The organism is Shewanella sp. TC10 (genome assembly GCF_009663145.1).
Classification (GTDB): Bacteria; Pseudomonadota; Gammaproteobacteria; order Enterobacterales; family Shewanellaceae; genus Shewanella.
Genome location: NZ_VKHR01000006.1, coordinates 91,225 through 113,989 on the forward strand (window position 1 = coordinate 91,225; position 22,765 = coordinate 113,989).

The following is a 22,765-nucleotide window of genomic DNA, read 5'->3' on the forward strand; positions in this document are numbered from 1 at the left end:
TTTGTTTAAATGACGTAGACAAAAATAAACAAACAGAGCCAAACCACATCGACAAAATGCCAATACCAACTGCCTGATTGGAAGGCAAAATGGCTTTCTGGGGTGAAGTGACCTTTGAGTACCCGAAAGAACAAGATAATCAGGAACACTGTCCCCAGTGTGACGTGCATGCCATGGAAACCCGTGAGCAAAAAGAAAGTATTTCCGTAGATGCCAGATGAAAGCGTTAGCCCCATTTCTTGGTATGCGTGAACATATTCTTCAACCTGCAAAAATAAGAACCCGATACCCAATAAAATGGTTAAGCCTAACCAGACTTTTAATGCGCCACGTTTGGATTTCTCCAATGACACGTGAGCAAAGTGTAAGGTGACCGAAGAGGCTAAAAGGATGAGGGTGTTATAAAGCGGTAACCCAGTCCAAGGCATGGCTTCTGTAGTGGTGCCATCAGGGGTTTTGATCAATGGCCACATGGCTTCAAATGTTGGCCATAGTACTTCATGGGTCATGGCGTTGTTTGAGCTACCACCTAACCACGGAATAGCCACCATTCTGGCGTAGAATAAGGCGCCAAAAAATGCCCCGAAGAACATAATTTCAGAGAAAATAAACCAGCTCATTCCTTGACGAAATGAACGGTCCATTTGGGCTGAATATAAGCCTGACATTGATTCATCAATGACATTCTTAAACCAGCCAAACAGCATAAAGATAATGACCGCAATACCAGCCACTAGGATATAACCACCTGAAGTATCTTCAGTGGCTAACTGTTGAACGTAGGAACCTGCGCCAAAAGCAATCAGGAATAACCCGATAGCACCGGTAATGGGCCAAACGCTTTGCGCTGGCACGTAATAGTTTTCATGTTTAGTTGTCATCTTGCTGCTCCTTGCTCTATGGCCGCAGTTTGTTTGTCTGTGATGTCATAGAGGGTATAAGAGAGAGTCAAAGTTTTAATGGAATCTGGTAAGTCTGGATCCACATAAAAGATTAATGGCAGTTCAGCATCAGCCTTTGCAGCTAGGGGTTGTTGATTGAAACAGAAACACTCGGTTTTATTGAAATAGGCCGCACCTTGACCAGGCGATACAGAGGGTATTGCTTGGCCGACAAGGGGTTTAGCAGAAAGGTTTTTTGCTAAAAAAGCTGTGCGAGTGAGTTCGCCAGGGTGAACCTGAATACGGTTCACTTTTGGGCCAAACTTCCATGGCATGCTGCCTTGTACTTGGGCGATAAATTCAATAGTAATGGTGCGTTCTTTATCAACGACCACCGCCTCATAACTACTTGCTGTACCTTGGGGTTTTCCGTTAATCCCTAAGGTGTCACAAAGCACGTCATAAAGCGGTACCAGTGCAAAACCAAAGCCGAACATACCAATAGAGCCCAGTACGAGACCTATTAGTAATTTACGGTTTGATTTTGTTGGCTGGCTCATATCACTTTACCTCTGGTGGTGTAGTGAATGAGTGATAAGGTGCTGGACTTGCGATGGTCCATTCTAGACCTTCAGCGCCTTCCCAAGGTTTATCTGCCGCTTTCTCGCCGCCTCTAATACACTTAATCACGACAGCTAAGAAGATAAGTTGCGATAAACCAAATGCAAACCCGCCAATAGAGACGATTTGGTTAACATCAGCAAATTGAATTGCATAATCAGGAATACGGCGAGGCATGCCCGCAAGCCCTAAGAAATGCATTGGGAAAAACAACACGTTGACTGAAATCGTGCTACACCAGAAATGCCAGCGACCTAAGGTTTCGCTATACATGTGGCCAGTCCATTTAGGCAGCCAATAATAGGCGGCGGCCATAATGGAATACACTGCACCCGTCACTAACACGTAGTGGAAGTGAGCAACTACAAAGTAAGTATCATGGTATTGGAAATCCGCAGGCGTAATTGCCAGCATCAGACCCGAGAATCCACCAATAGTGAACAAGATGATAAAGGCGACAGCGAATAACATCGGTGTTTCAAAGGTAATAGAACCACGCCACATCGTCGCGACCCAGTTAAACACTTTTACCCCAGTGGGCACCGCAATCAACATGGTGCAATACATGAAAAATAGCTCGGCGAATACTGGCATACCCGTAGTAAACATGTGATGCGCCCATACCAAGAACGACAGAATCGCAATACTTGAGGTGGCGTAAACCATGGAGGAATAACCAAAGAGCTTTTTACGGCTAAAGGTAGGCACAATCGCCGAGATAATACCGAAGGAGGGTAAAATCATAATGTAAACTTCAGGGTGACCGAAGAACCAGAAAATATGCTGGAACATCACAGGATCGCCACCACCTGCAGCATCGAAGAAGCTAGTACCGAAGTATTTATCGGTTAATACCATGGTGACAGCACCTGCGAGTACGGGCATCACGGCAATCAATAAGAATGCTGTAATCAACCAAGTCCATACAAACAATGGTAACTTCATCCATGTCATACCTGGTGCACGCATATTCACAATAGTCACGACTACGTTAATCGCGCCCATAATGGAGCTTATTCCCATAATGTGTACTGAGAATACGAATAATGCCGTGGTATCAGGGCTGTAAGTCGTTGATAGTGGTGCGTAAAAAGTCCAACCGAAGTTAGGCCCGCCGCCTTCCATAAATAACGAACTTAACAGAATGGCAAATGCGAATGGCAGAATCCAAAAACTCCAGTTATTCATCCGAGGAAGTGCCATATCTGGTGCACCAATCATCATTGGAATAAGCCAGTTAGCTAGGCCGGTAAAGGCAGGCATAACGGCGCCAAATACCATGATCAGTCCGTGAACTGTGGTCATTTGGTTGAAAAAGTTTGGATCAACTAATTGTAATCCTGGCTGGAACAGTTCGGCGCGGATAACCATCGCCATTGCACCGCCAGTGAGAAACATGATGAAACTAAACCATAAATATAATGAGCCAATGTCTTTATGGTTAGTGGTTAAAATCCAGCGCATGATGCCTTTCGGCGCGCCATGATGGTGATCATCATGGCCATGGTCATCGTGAGACTGACCATCATGAGCTTCAGTTGTATCTTGTGTAATAGTGCTCATTTTAATCCCTTACTTTCCATGACCATCAACGTCAGAAGCCTGTACAGCATCTCCAGAATCATTACCCCAAGCGTTTCGCTCATAGGTTATAACTGCTGCGAGTTGTTGCGGTGTGAGTAGAGAGCCAAATGCCTGCATTGCAGTACCAGCCTTACCATTAACGACAACCTCAATATGACCTTCAACAGGTCCTGTAATCGCTGGGCTGCCGATTAATGAAGGGAAAGCACCAGGTAAACCTGTGCCAGCGGCTTGGTGACATGCGGCGCAATTACTCATATAGACTTGCTCACCCATGGTCATTAGTTCTTCCATGGTTAAATCATCAAGTACGACTTCTGCTTTTGCTTCTTCTACCACTTCGGTAACAGCTTCAGTTGCAGCTTGTTCTACTTGCTCAGCGGTTGCTGGTAATGTCACAGGGGTTGCACTGTCACTCGCAGGGCCTGATTCAGCAGTTGAACCGCCGCCATTAATATCAGCTGCTTGTACAACATCACCTGAGTTATTACCCCAAGCATTTCGCTCGTAAGTTACAACAGCTGCAATTTCTGTCGCAGTAAGCTGTTTAGCAAATGCTTGCATCGCAGTGCCAGCTTTACCATTGACCACAATATCAACATGATCGCTAACAGGGCCTTTAATCAGTGGACTACCAATCAGAGATGGGAATACACCAGGAAGACCAGCACCGTTTGGTTGGTGACATGCGGCGCAAACGCCCATATAGACTTGCTCACCTTGAGCCATTAACTCGTCATATGTGAGTGTTTGCGAAAGTGAAGCTTCAGCTGCTGCTTTGGCATCGGCGGCTAGCTGCTTTTGGTCAAGCAACCATTGCTCATAATCGGCTTCGGAAACGGCTTCAACCACGATAGGCATAAAGCCATGATCTTTGCCGCACAACTCGGCACATTGGCCGCGGTAGGTTCCGACTTTATCGATTTTTGTCCATGCTTCATTAATGAAACCAGGGTTGGCATCTTTTTTAACCGCAAATGCAGGTACCCACCATGAGTGAATAACATCATCACTGGTCATCAAGAATCGAACTTTACGGTTAATTGGTAATACGAGAGGTTTATCGACTTCTAATAAGTAAGTTTCAGTTTTTTCCGCAGCGCCTCGGATTTGATCTGCAGGCGTTGAGAGTAAACTGAAAAACTCGACATCTTCGTTGAAATAGCTGTAATGCCACTTCCACTGAGAGCCAGTCACTTTGATGGTTAAATCTGCATCGCTAGGATCTTCCATAGCAATCAGAGTTTTGGTGGCAGGAATTGCCATACCGATAAGGATGATAAATGGCACGACTGTCCATGCAATTTCAACCTTGGTACTGTCATGAAAATCAGCCGGCACAGCACCTTTTGATTTTCTGTGATAGATCATTGAGTAAATCATGATCCCAAAGACCACAACACCAATCGCACAACAGATATATAGAATAATCATATGGAGGTCATAAACCTTACCACTGATTTCTGTCACGCCTTGCGTCATGTTAAGCGGCATATCAGCCGCAGCAAGCGGCACTGCAAATAACAGCACCATTAATCCATACAACAATCGCTTCACAAGACCACTCCTCTGCCAATTGCGATTTGCAATAACAACAAGGAAAAGTCACACAGTAATACTCTGCTCTATGCAAACTTCTCTATTCCCGAAAAAGTTTGATCACTTCAAAGTACACGGTGGCTGCGAGTATCAATACTCGATTATTCTATTGGTTTATGGTGGCCACACTTGTACCTAATACTGAACTTTTCAATTCTTAAATTGACGCTTTTTATTCAAGGCTTTCTATACCGCATGGTACCAGCACAATCTTTACAGCGTTTTGTAGCTTTTTATAGTTTTACTAACTCAAGAGTGACAGCAAATTGTTACCCTCTTGTTAACTACATTACTTGGAGATTAAATATTGATCAAGATCACTTTATCATCTAATTTGCTGAAAAAAGGCGTAAAAAAAAGCCCTTCACACTCGTGAAGGGCTTTTCTAAGAGAGGTAGGCTTAATGAAAAGCTGACAAATTTAATCTTGTTGGCGTCGCAGGAGCATTGTCCACCATGTGCTCATCATGTAAGTGAGTATTTACATCTTCAATGATAACGCCTTGGGCAAGAGCACTTTTGGCAACTAACTGAATACGACGATTATCACGCGCATCTAATGGCGTTGTCCATGTGATAACTGCACTGGATGTACCACTGGTTAATGCTTTTTCCATTGCCCACAGTGTTTCCACTTCGTCTTTGGTGTGAACAAGTAATACTCGATCCATACGAACATTTGCATTAGCCAGTATTTGTTTGTAGCCAATATGTGGAGGATTAATCAAAACAATCCAACGACCTTGCTGACTGAGTACGGCTAATTGACCACAAAGCTGAGTTAGTTCAGTTAACCCTTGATTGGCACTTTGTTTGGTTTCAATACCTTGTTTTACCGGTGCTGTTGCCGATGCCATATCCATCCATAATCCCGGATGACGTGGTGCATTACCTAATAATGTGTTCATAACCAACCTCCATTACGAATAACGCCAACAGCAAGTCCTTCAATTGTCAGACTCTGGCAAGTTAAATCTACTTTAATCGGCGAATACTGTTCATTTTCTGCGTGGAGATAAACAAGATTACCTTTCTTTTCAAAACGTTTTACGGTGACATCATCATCAACACGAGCAACAACGACTTGGCCATTTTTAGCTTGCTGCATTTTATGTACAGCCAGTAAGTCACCTTCAATAATACCAATGTCTTTCATACTGTCGCCACGAACGCGTAATAGGAAATTAGCATTAGGTTTGAACATTTCAGGATCAACTTGAAAGTATTGTTCAACATGTTCCATTGCTAGGATAGGTTCACCCGCTGCAACTTGACCGATTAGAGGTAAGCCTTCTTCAACTTCCTCTTCTTCCTGAACCATGCGGATACCGCGCGAAGTGCCAGGGATGATTTCGATACAACCTTTCTTCGCAAGTGCTTTTAAATGCTCTTCTGCAGCATTGGCACTTTTAAAGCCTAATCTAGTGGCAATTTCTGCACGAGTGGGTGGCATACCTGTCTCAGCAATATTGCATTTAATTAGTTCTAGAATTTCAGCTTGTCGTGGCGTTAAAGGTCTCATGTTGATTCCTGTTTTTTTATACAGTGACTGTCATTATATACAGTATTCGAGGTCGTGCAAGTATTAACCAATGAAATTTCGCTAATAAGCTTATAAAGCTATGAGCTTGCAATGTTGCTGTTAAGTTTTATTTTTTAAAAACAGTCTCTTGAGTTTGGGGTTTGATTGTTGGTTTTCTTTTTTGGAAACTTTGTCTAATGGGCTTAAACAGTGTTTTTGTATTGATACAGTATATTTATACAGTACTGTTGATGATTTCTGATAAGCATAAACACGCAACTTAATTACTTATCTATTAATTGGGTTGGAGGGGCTAATTGCTGATCAATTGTTAACTACATTACAGCAGGATAGTGAATCCCATCTAGATTCTGGTATCCTATGCGCAATAAATCGTTGTTGATAATGCGAATACTCATGCTAAAACCAGACTCTATCATTGCTAAATCGTTGCGTTGGATCCAGAAACTCATGGTACACAGTGTCGTTGTGCCTGAAGATCCGTTCGCTGACTTAAACTTAGATCGTGACAAGCCAGTGGTCTATGTCATGAAGACAGAATCGCTGAGTGATATCGCGGCGCTAAATGAAATTACCGCAAAGTATGATCTCCCTAGTCCCTATGAACGACTGGACATTGACGGATTAAATACACCCAGAATTGTGTGTGTTGAAGGCCGTAAACCCCTGTTTGGTAAACGCCATAGTGGTGAGAAATTCGTTGCAAACTTCACTAAATTACTCGACTTACATCAAAAGAATAAAGAGTTAGATATTCAATTGGTGCCTGTTAGCCTTTATTGGGGACGCATTCCTGGTAAAGAAGATGACACTATGACTGCAGCGGTTTTTGAACGTGAAAACCCAACTTGGCTACGTAAGTGGCTAATGATTTTATTTCTAGGTCGTCATAATTTTATCCAATTCTCTAACGCGATGTCGTTGCGTTATATGGCAGATGAGCACGGTACAGATGTCAGTATTGCTCATAAGCTAATTCGTGTTGCTCGTGTTCATTTCAGACGTCAGCGCAAAGTCATGACAGGGCCGCAGCTGCCGAATCGTCAGGCTATGTTTAACTCGTTGCTAAAATCTGAATCTATTACTAAAGCGATTCAAGAAGAAGCGGCGAATAAAAAAATATCTGAAGAAAAAGCCCGTGAAAAAGCCATTGAGTACCTCGATGAAATTGCAGCTGATTATTCAGATAACCTTATTCGCATCGCTGAGCGCTTTTTAACTTGGCTGTGGAACAAGTTATACAGTGGCATCAGTATTAAGAGTGCTGAGCAAGTTCGTAAGCTACACCATGATGGCCATGAGATTGTTTATGTACCTTGTCATCGAAGTCACATGGATTACCTATTATTATCTTACATCCTTTACTACCAAGGTATGGTTCCACCGCATATTGCCGCAGGCATTAACTTAAACTTCTGGCCTGCAGGGCCAATGTTCCGTCGTGGTGGTGCCTTCTTTATTCGTCGTAGTTTTAACGGTAATAAACTCTATACCGCTGTGTTCCGCGAATATTTAGATCAGCTTTTTGCTAAAGGCTATTCAGTTGAATACTTCACTGAGGGTGGTCGTTCTCGTACTGGTCGTTTACTCGCGCCGAAAACAGGTATGTTAGCCATGACCGTGAACAGCGTACTTCGCGGCATTGAGCGTCCTGTAACCTTAGTCCCAGTTTATTTAGGTTACGATCACGTAATGGAAGTATCGACTTATCACAAAGAGTTAAGTGGTAAGAAAAAACAGAAAGAATCTGTTTGGCAGGTATTTGGTGCATTGCGTAAATTAGGTAACTTTGGCCAAGGTTATGTGAACTTTGGCGAACCGATTAACGTGCAGCAATTCTTAAACCAACAAGCGCCAGAGTGGCGTGAGGAAATTGCTCAAGATCCTGAGCAAAAACCGACTTGGTTAACACCTGCAGTAAATACGTTAGCCAACAAAGTGATGACTAATATCAACAGTGCTGCAGCGGCAAGTTCTGTTACCTTAACCAGTATGGTGTTATTGGCTTCTGAGCAAAATGCATTAGAGCGCAGTGAGCTTGAAAGCCAGTTAGGCTTATACTTAAAGTTATTGAAAGATGTGCCTTACACTGGCTATACCTCGGTTGCCGAAGGGACACCAAGTGATTTGGTTGAACAGTGTTTATCGCTTAAAAAGTTTACTTCTACATCAGATCAATTGGGCGAAATTATTGCCATTGAAGAACACGCTGTTATTGCGATGAGCTATTATCGCAATAACATCATTCATTTAATGGCTGTACCTTCACTCATCGCTAGTTGCTTAGTCCAATATGAAGAGCATAGTCGTGAGCGCATTCACAGCATAGTTAATGATTTTTACCCATTACTGAAAGCTGAATTGTTCATGGGTATTGAAGATTTACCGGCTTATATCGATCATGTTTTAGACTTGTTTGTGGAGCAAGGTTTGATCAGCGGCACTGATGAGTTTGAAGTCAATCAAGGTAATATTACCCAGTTAATGCTATTGTCTGAAACTGTCAGTGAGACATTACAACGTTACGCGATTATCTTTAATTTATTGGCTTACAAGCCGGATATTGAACGTTCAGATCTAGAAAGCGCGAGCCACATGTTAGCTCAGCGTTTAGGTGCTTTACACGGAATTACTGCGCCAGAGTTTTATGATAAAAAACTCTACAATAATTTGAGTGTAAAATTAAAAGAATTAGGGCACTTGTCGGGTAGTGACAATCAATTTGCTGTCATCCGAATTCGTGACCATGCCAATGGCATGTTGCGATTATCTGTTCGTAAAACCATAGTCGATAGTGTGACTATGGAACATGGGTAACGAATAACTTTATGAGTTCAACACAAACGCAGCCACAAAATAAATCTTTGTTAGGCGGCGCAATGATCATTGCTGGTACCACTGTTGGTGCTGGTATGTTTTCCCTTCCAGTTGTGAGTGCTGGCATGTGGTTTGGCTATTCTATTGCCATACTGGTCGGTATTTGGTTCTGTATGTTGGTTTCAGGTTTAATGCTACTTGAAACCAATCTACATTTTAAACCAGGGGACAGTTTTGATACGTTAACTAAAGTCACTTTAGGCCAGTTCTGGCGTATTGTTAACGGCCTATCAATTACCTTCGTATTATATATTCTGACTTATGCGTACATAAGTGGCGGTGGCTCCATTGTGAATCACACTTTGTCAGGTATGGGGATCCATTTACCCCAAAGTATTGCTGGCTTAGTGTTCGCGCTTGTACTTGCTGCTATTGTGATGATCAGTACCAAGGTCGTTGACCGTATTACCACGATTATGCTGGGTGGTATGATCATTACCTTCTTCCTAGCGGTAGGTAATTTACTGATTGATGTTGATAGCGTTAAGTTATTAGTGCCAGATGGTGAAGCGAGTTTCGCTCCTTATATTTTAGCCGCTATTCCCTTCGGTTTAACCAGTTTTGGTTACCACGGGAATGTGCCAAGCTTGGTCAAGTATTACGGCAAACAACCTAGCCTTATTATTAAAGCTATTTGCATCGGAACCTTCATTGCACTCGTCATTTATAGCTGCTGGTTAGTAGCAACTATGGGGAATATTCCTCGCAGTCAATTCAGCGATATTATTGCCCAAGGCGGTAATATGGGCGTGTTAGTTGGCGCCTTGTCCGATGTAATGTCTAATGCATGGCTTAATACCATGCTGACTCTATTTGCCAATTTAGCCGTCGCGTCATCATTCTTAGGGGTTACATTAGGTTTATTCGATTATCTTGCTGATTTATTTGGTTTTGATGAGTCTAGTAATGGCCGAATTAAAACTGCAGCTGTGACCTTTATTCCACCAACTGTGCTGGGTTTACTGTTTCCAAATGGCTTTTTAATGGCCATTGGGTTTGCAGCATTAGCAGCCACGATTTGGGCGGCAATTGTACCAGCCATGATGGCTTATAAATCACGTAAGATGTTCCCTGATGAGAACAGTTTCCGTGTGCCAGGTGGCACTCCATTAGTGGTGGTGGTGATTCTATTCGGTGTGTTAACTGCAGCTTGTCATTTACTCGCAATGGCTGATTTATTACCCGTTTATAAATAGCAAATAGCGAAACCTGTTTATAAAGCCCTCTATTGAGGGCTTTTTTGATGCAGCTTCTCAATATACTGAGTTGGAGTTTGACGATGAAGTCGCTGAAAACTTTTACTGAAACTGCGTACACTTGCATAACCTAGTAAAGCCGAAATCTCACTGACGCTTCTTCCTTCCAGCATGTACTTGATCGCCAAATTTCCCAGAATATAACGCATTAACTCGGTAAAGCTGAATCCGTTTTGCTGCAAACGCCTTTGCAGTTGTTGGCGTGAAAAACCGCACAAATCTGCCAATGAGTCGACAGTCGGTAACCCATAAAAGCGAATGTAATTGACTAATTCATATAGCACCTTAGGTGTGTCATGGGTTTGCGGCATATTTAAATAAGAGTCGAGCTGATTGAGTGAAATACTGTTGCTGTTATTTTTTCTAATTTGCTGCAGGGTTGACTGAGAAGATAAAAAATCTTGTTCAGAGCTTATTAAAGAGTCGACGTCCAGCCACACTTCAGTAAGAGGAGCATTCCATGTCACTTTACAGCCAAAAGCTTGTTCCACTCCAAGCTGGCCCATTGAAGGGCCGCTGAGCATGACTTTTTTGGGTTGGAAGTCTGCTCCGAGAAAATATCGGCAAGTGTTTAGCAAGGTCAGCGCAACTCTTAATGAATCGTGAGATTTTGCCTTCGAGCTGACGTAATCGTTGCGGTAGCACCACTTAATGATTCTGTTTGATTGTGAACCGTAATAGCTGGCTCCTGAATGGAAACAAGCCATAGCATAGTTGATCCGTCTAAAGGTGATGGCTAAATCAGGTGTGGCGAGAAACCAATTATTGGGCAGATTAAATCGCCCAATATCTAAGTAGTCCTGAATGTTAAGCATGTAGTCACTGTCACCAGTTAGTAACTCAATTTTTGTTAGCCACATCGCGACTTCCGAGAAGGGAAGAAGAGTCATGGGTTCAAGCATCAGATTGCCTGGTATTGAAAGATCTTTATGAGTGATCTTGTAGCGCTCTTCAACGCCTTGCAGTAAAGGGAGCACACAGCAAACGCGGATAAAAGATACATTAAAAGCCATGGCAATTTCTCTGGTGGTTTACGGACATCAATATGAAATTTGGGTATCCAATTGAATCAAAAAATAACATGTATTGATACGAATGGATACTTGATGTTGTGCTTTGTGGGGCTAAAGGCAAACTATGCAACATCTAAGTTTACCGAGGTGAGATCAATATGAGTTTATTCAGTATGCCATTCGTCGATACAGGTGTTGATGCTGCACTTCATGGCGTAGCCTTAGTGGTATTGGTGGGTGTGGTTGCCGCCGCAGCTATTGGCTTTTGGAAAGTCCATGAGCTGCCAATTGATAAGGCGCACAAAGAAAACCATCAACAGATAGGATTAATTACTGCGCTCACCTGGATAGGGTTTCTGTGGCACTGGGTCTGGGTGTTAGCTGTGATGGTGGCCTTTATTGATACCGGCAAAGCACTGAGAAAAATTAGAGACGTATGGCGTGAAAAGGATACTGACGAACCAGTATCAGCCACTCCCCAAAAAGAGGAGGTTAGCTCATGATTGAAGGTTTAGCCGTATGGGCATTGTTTATTTATATTCTGCGTATGGTGGGTATGCCGTGGAATAAAGGCACTAAAGCGTTTGCATATTTAGGGGGCACGGGTTGGTTAATGTTCGTGTGGGTTGGTTTATTAAACTATGCGCCTATGGATATTACAGGCGGTTCTGTCGTGCAATCTCCGCATATTCAGTTACGTCCAGCGTCAACGCAAATTACAGGTAATGTAAAAGGCATTTATGTTGAACCTAATGAAAGGGTCGTAGCTGGGCAGTTGATCTATGAACTTGATGATGAGCCCTATCAAATTGCTTTGAATAAAGCCTCTGTGGGTAAGCAAACCGCGACAGTCGCATTGTCATTAGCGAAAGAAGATATCTTGATTGCAGAGAAAGAATTGCAATCGGCAAATTCTGATGAAGCCATCAGTAAAAACCAACTACACGCAGCGAAGAAAGATTTAGTCTGGAAAGAGACAACGCTAGCTCGTTACGTTGAACAGAACAGTAAAGTCCCTGACACGATTACAGAGAGTCAGTTAGATGAACAGCAAACAGCAGTTGATTTAGCCCAAGCCAAAGTGGATGCCTATGTCACTCAAATTGCTAAATCAAAAACTGAAGTCCAGAAAGCTAAGCTCGATATTCAAAAAGCTCACTTAACGGTTGATAGCCGTCAGTCAGACTTAGAAAGTGAAATCGAAAATGTGGCGCAAGCACAATGGAATCTAGACAATACCAAGGTTTATGCACCTGCTAATGGTTATGTGACTAACTTCATTATGCGAGAAGGGCAATATGTTGGTGTTGCGCCGAGAATTCAGATGTATACCGATGAAAAGTATGTATTGATGCGAGTTAATCACCAAGCGATACGTAACGTTGAGGTTGGCCAAATGGCGGAGTTTGCATCAGCAGTCTACCCAAGTAAAATTTTCAATGCGGAAGTTGAAGGTATTATTGAGGCTACTGGAGAGGCGCAAGGTAGTTTATTGGCCCGCGATGACAATGTCAGGCAGACCACAGGGCAAAACATCAATAATAAGCATCACTTTGTACGCTTAAAACTACAAGAGTCTGCAGATTATGATATCCCAGTAGGATCGGTCGGATTAGCTTGGGTTTCGGGAACTAAGCCTGCTGAATTTATGGGCTTTTTAGATGTGATACGCGGCATTATTATCCGAATGAAGTCTCAGATTTACTATATCTGGTCTATATAAAGATAAATGTTTAAAGAGTGAATCAGTGAGTTTCAAACGTTCAATTAGCGCCCTTAGATAAGGGCGCTTTTTTTATGCCAGTAAAGAGTTGTATTTATCGATATTTACCTCGACAGCAGTTAAAAAAACGTCTTAACTATTAAGTCATGCTCACGTTATTCACCGCTAACTTTTACAAGGATAAGTATATATGAAAGTGTCTAAATACGATCAAGGTCAACCTTGTTGGGTAGAGCTTGCAAGTCATGACTGGTTTTCTGCTAAAGGTTTTTATCAAAACCTTTTTCAATGGCATGCCGATGATATGCCTATGCCAGAAGGTCACTATACTATGCTGCAAATTGATGGCGATGATATTGGGGCTATGTATCAAATGCCAAAAGAAATGGCATCGTTGCCTACTCACTGGGAGTTATATTTTGCGGTAGATAATGTCGACGAAACAGTGAAATCGATTAAACATGCTGGTGGCGAAATTATTGCAGGCCCTCACGAAGTGGGAGATTCAGGCAGAATGGCCGTATGCCACGATCCTGAAGGGGCGCGTTTTTCTATTTGGCAGGCCATTGAACATGTGGGAATTAAACGATCTTTTGAGCCCAATACCTTATGTTGGGTCGAATACATGTGCCGCAATGCCTCGGTTTCAAAAAACTTTTATTGCCAAGTCTTAGGTTTTGACACTGAAACGGTGGACATGTCAGAAGTGGGTGTTGCTGAGTATACCCAATGGATGGTGGCTCAGCAGGCTATTGGCGGCATGATGGAAATGACCGAAGAGTTTGGCGATATGCCATCCCATTGGATGTTGTATTTTAGCGTTGATGATTGCGATGCGATGGCGGCTAAAGCTGATGAACTTGGCGGTAAGATTTGTGTTCCACCGACTGATATACCTGATGTGGGACGCTTTGCGGTAATTGATGATCCCCAAGGCGGTACATTCTCTATTATTAAACTCAGCATGTCTGAGTGCTAATCAGTTTATTGCTTTATTACAGCAGGAAGGTTTGTTAGCTTAATGAAAACCTTATTAGTATTAATAAAACGCAAATACAAAGATGTGTTTTTTAATATTAAACCCAGCTCAAGGAAGCAGCATGCAACAAACTAAGGAACAAAAACTCGCAGATATTCAAAAGAAAATGACCATGGTCGCAGTGATTGATTTCCCTGGGACGCTATTAGTAGCTGCAGGGTTATACGGAATATTTGCAGGTTTTGGTATTGAGACAATGCCAGCACTCGACAAACCTATTACTCACTATGTGATGCTGGGTATAGGCGGGATTATTATGATGTGGGGGCTGCTAAAAATGTTCCAACTCGCCAAGCTTAAGCAGCAAGTTGAGAATGGTGAATCATAGAAGCAGCAGTAGCTAGTAATATTAGTAAAAAAGGCGCCTAGGGCGCCTTTTTAGTGTGTGTTTATCAGTTAGATTAGCTTAGCGACTTTGGCAGTTTCCTGCCGTATATCAGTAGATAAATCGCTGGAATGACAAACAATGACAGTAGCGGCGCAGTCACCATACCGCCGACCATAGGCGCGGCAATTTTCTGCATCACTTCATTACCTGTACCACTGCCCCACATAATAGGCAGTAATCCAAAGAAAATGGTGGCGACAGTCATCGCTTTAGGACGAATTCGCATCACTGCACCATGAATTAATGCTTCGCTTAAGTCACTGCGTTGATTGTATTGTCCCTGAGCTTGCCTATCTTTAATGCTGTTATTTAAATAGACCTGCATAACTACACCAAATTCAGCGGCAACACCTGCTAGCGCAATCATCCCAACTGATACAGCTACCGAGAAATTGAAGTCGAGTAAGTACAACAACCACGCACTGCCCACCAATGAGAATGGTAGGCTCAGCATGATGACAGATGCTTGGGTAAAGGAGCTAAAGGTCATCATCAATAGCATGAAAATCACCGCCAGCATTAATGGAATAACCAATTCCATTTTAGCTTCAACACGCTCCATATACTCATATTGCCCCGCAAAACTATAACTGTATCGTGCTGGCAACTGGATCTGCTCATCAAGGGCTGCACGAGCGCTATCAATATACTCGCCAATTGAGATGCCATCTAAATCGACAAACACCCAGCTAATTAAGCGACCATTTTCACTGGCCAGCATAGGCGCGCCATCACTAATGGTAATGGTAGCTAAATTGCCAAGGGGCAAGTACTTACCCGTTTTAGTTAGCACGGGTAAGTCCCTTAGCTTTTCGATGCTGTCACGTAACTCTCGTGGATAACGAATATTAATCGGATAGCGTTCTTGACCTTGAATAGACTGACCCACTTGCATACCGCCAATGGCCATTTGCACCACATCTTGTATGTCTTTAAGCGTCATGCCGTATCGCGCTGCGCTTTTAAGGTTTGGTTCGATATCAATATAACGTCCACCGCTAGTACGCTGAGCAAAAGCAGATTGAGTACCGGGTAACTGACTCACCACAGCTTCAATTTCAGTACCTATTCGTTGGAGTTCATCAATATCTGCACCGGAAATCTTAATCCCCACAGGTGTTCGCACGCCTGTTGAAAGCATATCAATGCGAGTTTTAATTGGTTGTACCCAAGCGTTAGTCATACCCGGTACTTTGACGGTTTTTTGCAATTCAGCAATGATCCCTTCAAGCGTCATTCCTTCACGCCAGGTGTCACGCGGGTTTAGCATTATGGTGGTTTCTAGCATGGTGAGCGGCGCAGGATCGGTCGCTGTCATAGCACGACCCACCTTACCAAATACTCGTTTTACTTCAGGTACGGTTTTAATTAACCTGTCGGTTTGCTGCAAAATTTCAGCAGCCTTACCTGCACTGACACTAGGCAGAGTGGTCGGCATGTAGAGCAGATCACCTTCTTCAAGTTCAGGCATAAACTCACTGCCCATTTTAGTCATTGGGTATATCGCACTACCAAGGGCGAGAATGGCTAATAAAATAGTGAACTTTGGAAAGCGCAGCACTAATCGAAGTACTGGCTCATATATAGCGATTAATAGCCTGCTAAGTGGGTTTTTCTTTTCATCGGGTATTTTACCGCGAACAAAATAGCCCAATAATACCGGAATTAAGGTGATGGCAAGTATCGCACTGGCCGCCATAGCAAAGGTTTTAGTGAAAGCGAGCGGGTGGAATAAACGACCTTCTTGCGCTTCTAATGCAAACACGGGCACAAAGCTTAACGTTATGATAAGTAAGCTGAAAAATAGTGCGGGCCCGACTTCTACAGAAGCCTTACGCACTAGCTCCCAATGGGCTTCACCTTTAGGTGTTTCGCCATTATGTTGCTGTCGATAATGTTCTAAGTGCTTGTGGGTGTTTTCCACCATCACAATGGCAGCATCAACTACCGCGCCTATGGCGATTGCAATGCCTCCTAAGCTCATAATGTTGGCATTGACGCCAATTAAATTCATTGCAATAAAACTGATCAGAATAGAAATTGGCAATGAAATGATCGCTACTAAAGTTGAGCGTGCATGCAGCAAGAAAATAAGGCAGATAATACCCACTACCATCATCTCTTCTAGCACTTTATTCTTGAGATTATCGACCGAATTTAAGATCAGCTCTGAACGATCGTAAGTGATCACCAACTCAACACCATCAGGTAAGCCATTCTCAACTTCTTGTAGCTTTTGTTTGACGTTATTAATGGTGCTTAAGGCATTTTCGCCGTAACGCATCACAACGATTCCGCCTACCACTTCGCCTTGTCCATCAAGCTCTGCAATACCTCGTCTGGCAGTGGGTCCAGTTCTGAGTTGAGCGACATCTTTCATTAATACCGGAATGCCTGATTCAGACACTATGCCTAGAGGGATCTCTTCAAAGTCAGCTAAAGTTTGGCGATAACCTGTGGAGGTAATCATGTATTCTGCCTCGGCCATTTCAATAACTGAGCCGCCGGTAGAGCTATTTGAATTATCGAGAGCGTTTTTAACCGTCATTAAATCAATCTGGTACAAGGCCAATTTGTGGGGATCAACAATGATTTGATAAGCCTGCTCCATACCACCAATGGTCGCGACTTCTGACACACCTGAGACACTTTGTAATTCCAGTTTTAAAAACCAATCTTGCAAGGAGCGTAATTGCGCTAAGTCATGTTGTCCTTTGCGATCGACCAATGCATATTGAAACACCCAACCAACGCCTGATGCATCGGGCCCTAATGTTGGAGTGACATTGTCAGGTAGCTGACCTTGGGTTTGTGATAAGTACTCTAATACCCGTGAGCGAGCCCAATAAATATCGGTGCCGTCTTCAAAGATAATATAGACATATGAGTCGCCAAACATAGAAAAACCGCGCACGGTTTTTGCGCCAGGTACGGCGAGCATCGCAGTAGATAGCGGGTAGGTTATTTGATCTTCGACTAATTGCGGCGCTTGACCAGGATAAGATGTTTTTACAATAACCTGTACATCAGATAAGTCCGGCAAAGCATCCAGTGGCGTCATTCTCATTGCTTGATAGCCAATTAACGCAATCACAGCAGTAAGTAATAACACCATTGCCCTTTGTCTAATGGAGGCGCTGATAATTTTTTCTAACATAGCAACCTCCGATTAGTGATGTGCGTGAGCATCTGGATTAGGTTCTGCACTTGAGCCTGATTCAGGTTCTGAGCCTGAGCCTGTATTACTGCCGCTTAAACGCTGTAAACTGCCTTGAATACTCGCTTCTGAATCGAGTAAAAATTGCCCTGAAACAATGACCTTTTCACCTTCGGCTAGCCCATCAATAATCTCTGCTTTACCTTGGGCTATCATGCCAACTTTAACCGCCACAGAGGCAAAGCTATTGTCGTCACGTTGTACAACGACTCGATTTTCTCGACCCGTTTGGATTAAGGCTTCTGTTGGGATTGATAGTACTCCACGTTTAGGGCCTCCGAACAATTTCACGTCCACTAATGTGCCGGGTTTCAGTAACTTACCTGGGTTATCAAGCTTGATTCGCACACGCATGGCTTTTGAAACAGGGTCGAGTTCAGGATAGATGTAGTCAATAGTCGATTCTAAATCGAAAATACCTTGGGCTGCTGAAGTCACTTCAACAGGTCGACCTAGCTCAAGCCAGCTTTGTTCGTTTTCAAACACATCTGCAATGACCCAGACACTTTTTAAATCGACGATTTCAAATAAGGTGGTGCCGGGTTCAACAAACATACCGTGACGGACTGATAACTTACTAACAAACCCGTCTTGGTCAGCGTAATAAGGGACGCGGTAAATCGTTTCACCTGTACGCTCAAGTTGCTTAATTGTGCTATTGCTGACGCCTAATAATTCGAGGCGCATACGCGCTTTACGCAGTAAACTCGCACCACGGTTTTTATCTTGTTTAAGGTAGTCAACAGCTTGCATGTAATCATCTTGGGCGGTGATCAACTCAGGTGAGTAAAGCTCGTAGAGGAGTTGGCCTTTTTTCACTTTTTGGCCGACATTGTGCACCATTAACGTTTCAAGCCAGCCATCAACACGAGTATGGGCGTGGCCGATACGGTTTTCATTATATTCAACCGTGCCTATGGTGCGCACTAGCTTCCAAAGCGTTCCTTCAGTAACTTGCTCGCTGCGCATCCCCAGTGCTTGCTGCATACCGCCCGAGACGCCCACTACAATTTCTTCGCCAGCTCCAGCGCCCATAGAGACTTTTTCAAGATCCATTCCACAAATTGGGCAGCTGCCAGGCTCATCTGAAATGACATGGGGATGCATGGGACAAACGTATTTTATATTAGCTTCATCATTCGCTTGTGTAGCGGTAAGTAATGCCGGCTTAGGCTGACTAAGCACCTGCTCAGCTTTAGATTGGCTTGCCGACTTATCAGGCTGAGTTACAGCATTAGTCACAGGATGAGTATGGTTATGACCCGCATGTTCAACTGAAGTGGTTTCTTCCTCTTCTTCTTTAACTAGGAACATATTGCACTGTGAGCAACGACCAGGTTCATGACTGGTTTCTTCAGGATGCATTGGGCAGAAATACTTGTCTTGGTCAGCAGTTTGGGCAGAAGAAGTTTGAGCCTCTTCTTCCTCCTCTTTGACTAGGAACATATTGCACTGTGAGCAACGACTAGGTTCATGACTGGTTTCTTCAGGATGCATTGGGCAGAAATACTTGTCTTGGTCAGCAGTTTGGGCAGAAGAAGTTTGAGCCTCTTCTTCCTCTTCTTTAACTAAGAACATATTGCACTGTGAGCAACGACCAGGCGCATGACTGGTTTCTTCAGGATGCATTGGGCAGAAATATGTTGTTTGGTCAGCTGCTTGGACAGAAGAAGTTTGAGCCTCTTCTTCCTCTTCTTTAACTAAGAACATATTGCACTGTGAGCAACGACCAGGTTCATGGCTGGTTTCTTCTGGGTGCATTGGGCAGATGTATTGGTCTTGATTAACTTGTACTGATGATGTTTTTTCTGCAGTAGAGTGAGCCTCATGGGCTTGGCCTAATTGCGGTGTTGTCATTAACATCAAACTTAAAGCACAAACAGCATAATTCCTGAATGCTGAAAATATGAATGTACTCATAATGCCTATCTCCACTTTAATTCTTAGTGATGCTGATGATCTGTTGTTTGCTTAGCGATTGGCTGTAAGTCCATTCCACATTTTGGGCATGTGTCCCCAGCTTTACCTGTTATAGCAGGGTTCATTGGGCATGCATGGGTGTGAGCAGACTCATGACTATGTGCTTTACTTGTCTTATTTGGGCAATTATCGCAGCACTTGCCTTTTGACTCAGCCTTATTTGGGCAGTTGTCACAGCATTTGCCTTTAGATTCAGCCTTATTTGGGCAGTTGTCACAGCACTTGCCTTTTGATTCAGCCTTGTTCGGGCAGTTATCGCAGCATTTGCCTTTAGATTCAGCCTTATTTGGGCAGTTATCGCAGCATTTGCCTTTTGACTCGGCCTTGTTCGGGCAGTTGTCACAGCACTTGCCTTTTGACTCGGCCTTGTTCGGGCAGTTGTCACAGCATTTTTCATGAGACTTTGTTTGCTCTAGAAACATGCCGCATTTAGGACAAGAGTCGCCTTTTTTACCTGTGACATCTTTGTGCATAGGGCAGGCATATTCTGCATCTGTTTGAGTTAATGAACTCTGATGCATTTCATGACCATGGTTATGCTCGTGTGCAGAAATCGCAGGAGACAATGTAAAAAACAGAAAGGTAGTTAATACCATACTAATAAAGGTTTTCATAACGTAACTCCATCGTAAAGATGGCCGGCTCTAGTGCGTATTAACACAACAGAGAAACGGCACAATTATTTTGCGTAAATATAAAGATTAAAATAGGGCTAAAACGAAGCGAATTAGGCTATTGGAGGTCTTAAATCTTGCAGCAAAGAGATAGAGTGGAAATGAGGCATTGGAGTAGCCATTGCAATGTCGGATATGTTGTTACCTGGCCAAGGTAAAAAGTTTAACAACGTACCTGTTACAGTTATCACTAGACAATGATTACAATCGAGCTCACAGCTGGTTTTACCTTCACAACAGTTCGTTGATTCAATAGCTTGCTGTGGTGCCTGTGCTGTTTTACAACAGTCACTATCTGCAGTTTCATTGTTTTTATGGTGACTTTTTTCGACTTGCATACTTTTCATTGGCGCTTCATGGGCATTAGCATTATTTATCATCAAAGATCCATTAGTGAGCATCACCTGACTCAACAATGTGAGCAGTGTAAACACTATGAATGAATGACGAAGTTTATTACGCATGTATGTTCCAATTAAAAAGCTGCACTGAGTTTAGCAATAGTTCTAGCCTGATGTGTTGATAAAGCTCACGTTTTTACTTTGTATGATTTCTTTCACTAAAACAGTGAACTATGCCACTTGTAATGGTACTGATGAATTAATTCAGTGATTAAAATGATACTAGCAAAAAATATAACTTCATTATTACATAATATTTTTAATCAGCCTCTCATTTTATTTAAGCTTTCACTAAATTTATGACTAAATTCACCTTGAGCACATCATGAGATAATGCATTGAGTCGATTAACTCCCGATTAATCAGCTCGTTGCTGCTAGCGATTGAAATTGGGAATAACAATCTTTGAAACTCAGTAACAAAGGTGGCATAGCAAGCTCGTTAACATGCTACCAGTAGAATCGCCTCGGATAAAATGTAACTGACTAACGCGAACGACTAAGTTAATGATAGTTCAATACTTTATTTTTCTATGTCATTTTTATTAACTTTAACGACTTTGTTAAAGAATCTTTGCGAATATGCTCGGCTTGTATTAGGTTTAAGTAAGTTGGATTGAGTCACTATTATTGTGGTTATTTAGATCTAGCTCTCATTTTGAGCATATTTTGGCAACTTATTAATTAAAACATGCCTTTAAATCATTTTTTTAAGGCTAAAACAACCTAGAATACAATTACTATTTTTAGAATTTAAAAATTATATTTTAGAGTTTAAGAATTATAAATTAAAAATTTTTACTGGAGATGACCGATGAACTGGCGTGCACTTTTTAAACCAAGCGCAAAATATTCAATTATCGCACTGATTATAGTCGGTGTGGTTATGGGTGTAGTAGGCTACTTCGCTACACAACAAACGTTACATGCAACAAGTACAGATGAGTTCTGTATGACCTGTCACAGTAACCACTCATTGAAAGATGAAGTATTAGCGTCAGCACATGGCGGCGGTCGCGCTGGTGTAACTGTTCAATGTCAAGATTGTCACCTTCCACACGGACCTGTTGACTACTTAGTTAAGAAAATCATCGTATCGAAAGATCTATATGGTTTCGTAACTATCAAAGACTTCAACACCCAAGCTTGGTTAGATGAAAACCGTAAAGAACAAGCAGATATAGCACTTGAGTATTTCCGTGCAACGGACTCAGCTAACTGTACTCATTGTCATACTCGTATCTACGAAAACCAACCAGAAGATATGAAGAAAATGGCTAAAAGAATGCATGAACGCAATGCTAAGCAAGAAGGCGACAAGAGAAAGACTTGTGTAGATTGTCATAAAGGTGTTGCTCACCCTTACCCTAAAAAGTAAGTCGACAGTCCAGAATCGGGAGTGATGACCCGAAGATGTAAGAAAACCTCGCCTTGGCGAGGTTTTTTTATGGCTGAAATTTGCTGTTGTGAATTCAAAAGCAAGCAGGCGATTATTATTCCAAGCAGAAAGACTTGTGTAGATTGTCATAAAGGTGTTGCTCACCCTTATCCTAAAAAGTAAGTAGACCCACACAATAGAGAGTTAATCGGAAGTGATGACCCGAAGATGTAAAAAAACCTCGCCTTGGCGAGGTTTTTTTATGGCTGAAATTTGTTGTTGTGAATTCAAAAGCAAGAAGGCGATTATTATTCCAAGCAGAAAGACTTGTGTAGATTGTCATAAAGGTGTTGCTCACCCTTATCCTAAAAAGTAAGTCGACCCACACAATAGAGAGTGAATCGGGAGTGATGACCCGAAGATGTAAGAAAACCTCGCCTTGGCGAGGTTTTTTTATGGCTGAAATTTGTTGTTGTGAATTCAAAAGCAAGCAGGCGATTATTATTCCAAGCAGAAAGACTTGTGTAGATTGTCATAAAGGTGTTGCTCACCCTTATCCTAAAAAGTAAGTCGACCCACACAATAGAGAGAGG

The 22,765-nt window shown here is 42.6% G+C and carries 21 protein-coding genes; 10 read left to right on the forward strand and 11 right to left on the reverse strand.

Annotation, left to right across the window (positions count from 1 at the left end; translation table 11 throughout):
• Nucleotides 1-5: 5 nt before the first annotated feature.
• The 6 genes from FNZ24_RS03555 to lexA all read right to left on the reverse strand — a co-directional run bounded on the left by FNZ24_RS03555 (nt 6) and on the right by lexA (nt 6,206).
• On the reverse strand, nt 6-881 hold the full coding sequence (locus tag FNZ24_RS03555; protein WP_153913047.1) for a cytochrome c oxidase subunit 3: 876 nt from the start codon (nt 879-881) through the stop codon (nt 6-8).
• On the reverse strand, nt 878-1,441 hold the full coding sequence (locus tag FNZ24_RS03560) for a cytochrome c oxidase assembly protein (RefSeq protein ID WP_153913048.1): 564 nt from the start codon (nt 1,439-1,441) through the stop codon (nt 878-880). Before FNZ24_RS03560 ends, FNZ24_RS03555 begins: the two co-directional genes overlap by 4 nt.
• Nucleotide 1,442: 1 nt before the next feature.
• Entirely contained in the window at nt 1,443-3,065 is a 1,623-nt protein-coding gene (ctaD, locus tag FNZ24_RS03565; protein WP_194944986.1) for a cytochrome c oxidase subunit I, read from the reverse strand.
• Between the two features lie 9 nt (nt 3,066-3,074).
• On the reverse strand, nt 3,075-4,643 hold the full coding sequence (gene coxB, locus FNZ24_RS03570) for a cytochrome c oxidase subunit II (RefSeq protein WP_153913049.1): 1,569 nt from the start codon (nt 4,641-4,643) through the stop codon (nt 3,075-3,077).
• A 442-nt stretch (nt 4,644-5,085) separates the two neighbouring features.
• A complete protein-coding gene (locus FNZ24_RS03575; RefSeq protein WP_153913050.1) occupies nt 5,086-5,592 on the reverse strand; it encodes a cell division inhibitor SulA in 507 nt (168 codons plus the stop codon).
• Nucleotides 5,589-6,206 (reverse strand): transcriptional repressor LexA, encoded by a 618-nt coding sequence (gene lexA, locus FNZ24_RS03580; RefSeq protein WP_153913051.1) that lies wholly within the window; start codon nt 6,204-6,206, stop codon nt 5,589-5,591. Before lexA ends, FNZ24_RS03575 begins: the two co-directional genes overlap by 4 nt.
• 417 nt (nt 6,207-6,623) lie before the next feature.
• Between lexA and plsB the strand changes: the two genes are divergently transcribed.
• Both plsB and mtr read left to right on the forward strand, forming a co-directional pair.
• Nucleotides 6,624-9,044 (forward strand): glycerol-3-phosphate 1-O-acyltransferase PlsB, encoded by a 2,421-nt coding sequence (plsB, locus tag FNZ24_RS03585; protein WP_153913052.1) that lies wholly within the window; start codon nt 6,624-6,626, stop codon nt 9,042-9,044.
• 11 nt (nt 9,045-9,055) lie between these two features.
• On the forward strand, nt 9,056-10,300 hold the full coding sequence (gene mtr, locus FNZ24_RS03590) for a tryptophan permease (RefSeq protein ID WP_153913053.1): 1,245 nt from the start codon (nt 9,056-9,058) through the stop codon (nt 10,298-10,300).
• Between the two features lie 29 nt (nt 10,301-10,329).
• Here the strand turns inward: mtr and FNZ24_RS03595 are convergent, their stop codons facing one another.
• On the reverse strand, nt 10,330-11,373 hold the full coding sequence (locus FNZ24_RS03595) for an AraC family transcriptional regulator (protein WP_153913054.1): 1,044 nt from the start codon (nt 11,371-11,373) through the stop codon (nt 10,330-10,332).
• A gap of 158 nt (nt 11,374-11,531) precedes the next feature.
• Here FNZ24_RS03595 and FNZ24_RS03600 point away from each other — a divergent pair, with 158 nt between their 5' ends.
• From FNZ24_RS03600 to FNZ24_RS03615, 4 genes are all read left to right on the forward strand, one after another.
• Complete coding sequence (locus FNZ24_RS03600) at nt 11,532-11,876, forward strand: MFS transporter (RefSeq protein ID WP_153913055.1); 345 nt, start codon at nt 11,532-11,534, stop codon at nt 11,874-11,876.
• The gene (locus FNZ24_RS03605; RefSeq protein ID WP_153913056.1) at nt 11,873-13,096 is read left to right on the forward strand and encodes an HlyD family secretion protein; all 1,224 of its coding nucleotides are present in this window, start codon (nt 11,873-11,875) and stop codon (nt 13,094-13,096) included. The genes FNZ24_RS03600 and FNZ24_RS03605 overlap by 4 nt, the downstream gene beginning before the upstream one ends.
• Nucleotides 13,097-13,286: 190 nt before the next feature.
• Nucleotides 13,287-14,075, forward strand: coding sequence for a VOC family protein (locus FNZ24_RS03610; protein ID WP_153913057.1), 789 nt, complete (start codon nt 13,287-13,289; stop codon nt 14,073-14,075).
• A 121-nt stretch (nt 14,076-14,196) separates the two neighbouring features.
• Nucleotides 14,197-14,463, forward strand: a complete 267-nt coding sequence (locus tag FNZ24_RS03615) for a hypothetical protein (protein ID WP_153913058.1) — start codon at nt 14,197-14,199, stop codon at nt 14,461-14,463.
• 73 nt (nt 14,464-14,536) lie between these two features.
• On the opposite strand, the gene FNZ24_RS03620 is transcribed toward FNZ24_RS03615, so the two are convergent.
• The 4 genes from FNZ24_RS03620 to FNZ24_RS03635 form a co-directional block, all read right to left on the reverse strand.
• On the reverse strand, nt 14,537-17,680 hold the full coding sequence (locus FNZ24_RS03620) for an efflux RND transporter permease subunit (protein ID WP_153913059.1): 3,144 nt from the start codon (nt 17,678-17,680) through the stop codon (nt 14,537-14,539).
• Nucleotides 17,681-17,692: 12 nt separating this feature from the next.
• Nucleotides 17,693-19,660 carry an efflux RND transporter periplasmic adaptor subunit gene (locus FNZ24_RS03625; RefSeq protein WP_228768364.1) on the reverse strand — a complete coding sequence of 656 codons (1,968 nt, stop codon included), beginning with the start codon at nt 19,658-19,660 and terminating at the stop codon, nt 17,693-17,695.
• 23 nt (nt 19,661-19,683) lie between these two features.
• Entirely contained in the window at nt 19,684-20,334 is a 651-nt protein-coding gene (locus tag FNZ24_RS03630; protein WP_153913060.1) for a heavy metal-binding domain-containing protein, read from the reverse strand.
• A 113-nt stretch (nt 20,335-20,447) separates the two neighbouring features.
• The gene (locus FNZ24_RS03635) at nt 20,448-20,858 is read right to left on the reverse strand and encodes a hypothetical protein (protein ID WP_153913061.1); all 411 of its coding nucleotides are present in this window, start codon (nt 20,856-20,858) and stop codon (nt 20,448-20,450) included.
• A gap of 750 nt (nt 20,859-21,608) precedes the next feature.
• Here FNZ24_RS03635 and FNZ24_RS03640 point away from each other — a divergent pair.
• The 4 genes from FNZ24_RS03640 to FNZ24_RS21930 all read left to right on the forward strand — a co-directional run bounded on the left by FNZ24_RS03640 (nt 21,609) and on the right by FNZ24_RS21930 (nt 22,741).
• Nucleotides 21,609-22,172: a NapC/NirT family cytochrome c gene (locus tag FNZ24_RS03640; RefSeq protein ID WP_153913062.1), complete on the forward strand. Its 564-nt coding sequence runs from the start codon at nt 21,609-21,611 to the stop codon at nt 22,170-22,172.
• Between the two features lie 69 nt (nt 22,173-22,241).
• Entirely contained in the window at nt 22,242-22,355 is a 114-nt protein-coding gene (locus FNZ24_RS21920; RefSeq protein ID WP_194944987.1) for a NapC/NirT family cytochrome c, read from the forward strand.
• A 79-nt stretch (nt 22,356-22,434) separates the two neighbouring features.
• Nucleotides 22,435-22,548 (forward strand): NapC/NirT family cytochrome c, encoded by a 114-nt coding sequence (locus FNZ24_RS21925; RefSeq protein ID WP_194944988.1) that lies wholly within the window; start codon nt 22,435-22,437, stop codon nt 22,546-22,548.
• 79 nt (nt 22,549-22,627) lie between these two features.
• Nucleotides 22,628-22,741 (forward strand): NapC/NirT family cytochrome c, encoded by a 114-nt coding sequence (locus FNZ24_RS21930; protein ID WP_194944987.1) that lies wholly within the window; start codon nt 22,628-22,630, stop codon nt 22,739-22,741.
• Nucleotides 22,742-22,765: the final 24 nt, after the last annotated feature.